This is a genomic window from Kosakonia oryziphila, assembly GCF_900094795.1.
Taxonomy (GTDB): Bacteria; Pseudomonadota; Gammaproteobacteria; order Enterobacterales; family Enterobacteriaceae; genus Kosakonia; species Kosakonia oryziphila.
In genome coordinates, this window is the sequence record NZ_FMBC01000121.1 from 1 (window position 1) to 1,260 (window position 1,260).

Annotated in this window: 2 protein-coding genes; both read right to left on the minus strand. The window is 50.2% G+C overall.

The window, feature by feature from the left end; all coding sequences use genetic code 11:
* A partial coding sequence (locus GA0061070_RS24415) for an Rpn family recombination-promoting nuclease/putative transposase (protein ID WP_139109844.1) occupies positions 1–305 on the minus strand: 305 nt, incomplete at its 3' end.
* A 46-nt stretch (positions 306–351) separates the two neighbouring features.
* Positions 352–984 (minus strand): recombinase family protein, encoded by a 633-nt coding sequence (locus GA0061070_RS24420; protein ID WP_090139112.1) that lies wholly within the window; start codon positions 982–984, stop codon positions 352–354.
* Positions 985–1,260 lie beyond the last annotated feature (276 nt).

Genomic DNA, 1,260 nt, shown 5'->3' on the forward strand with positions numbered 1-1,260 from the left:
GCTACCGCATAGCGTATCAGGCGGAAAGCCATATGTTTGTCCGGCGTTGACTGGTGTTCGACCAGAACATGAATATATCCGTCGCCGGCTGAAGTTTTCAGGCTGTAGAGGACGTCGCTGAAATACTGGCGGAGATCATCCTCAACGAACGAGCCTGATTCCAGTTTTAGCGTGCTGAGATCGCAGACTGCTCGCAGCTCTGCGGGCAGGTGGATTTCCATGAAATCCCGGGCAATATCCGGTTGCGTCAGGAACTGCCTGAACGTGGCATCGTGAGGAGTGGGTGTGCTGTTTTTCTTCTTCATCTGCCCTGGCTCTGAAAAATGACCCGGAGATGTTATCAAAGTATCGTCAATCAGTATCCTGTTTATGATTGCCGTTACAGACCCTGATTACTGTCATCTTTGATACGCCAGCTAGCCGGGCTGTTTCACGCAGTGATTTTCCATTGACCAGGCGCAGAGTGCGAATCAGTTCGTGTTTCTGTGCATCGGCTACCCTGCCCCGATATCTGCCTTCCGCTTTTGCCTTGCTTATACCTTCAGCCTGGCGTCGTCGCCGGTCCTCGTAGTCTTTTCGGGCAATAGCAGCGAGCATATCCAGCATCATGCCATTTATGGCCTTCAGCATGCTTCGGGTAAAGTCATCACTTACTGTGCCGGATAGCGCAAGATGGCTGGTCGGTAGATCAAGACTGACGATGGCCAGTTGCTTGTCGGTGATTTGCTTTCTGAGTGTCTCCCAGCCTGCATCATCCAGGCGGGTAAGCCTGTCGACCTGTTCAATGAGAATGACATCCCCAGGTTCCGCATCCCCAAGAAGCCTGATCAGTTCAGGGCGGTTCATTGTCGTACCGGAGACATTATCGACATACCAGCCAGCGATACGGTGGCCATGCTGGTTTGCAAATGCCTTCAGTGCACTTTTTGCCCGGCTGGCATCCTGCTCTGAAGTGGATGCCCGGAGGTAACCAAAAACGAACATTATTTGCCCTTTGGGTAACATTTAAGTGGTATTGCTTATTATGGTATCACTTATGTGGTCACAATAATAGTGGCCGGTATCTTTTGTGGTGGTACATATAAAGCATACCCCATTGCAATAGGTAAGACTGTTCAAAAAACAGGCGTACCGTACAATAATTCTCTATATCCAGACTGCCCCTTAAATGATCTGCTGGATGCAGTATCAGTGACGGGAAAATGGCAGAATGGATGGAAGACCGGTCTGACCTGCATCTACATAAGGGGCTGAACAGGA

Excerpts from the sequence above, each read along its gene's own strand:
- GA0061070_RS24420 (WP_090139112.1), bottom strand. The coding sequence starts at position 984 with ATGTTCGTTTTTGGTTACCTCCGGGCATCCACTTCAGAGCAGGATGCC.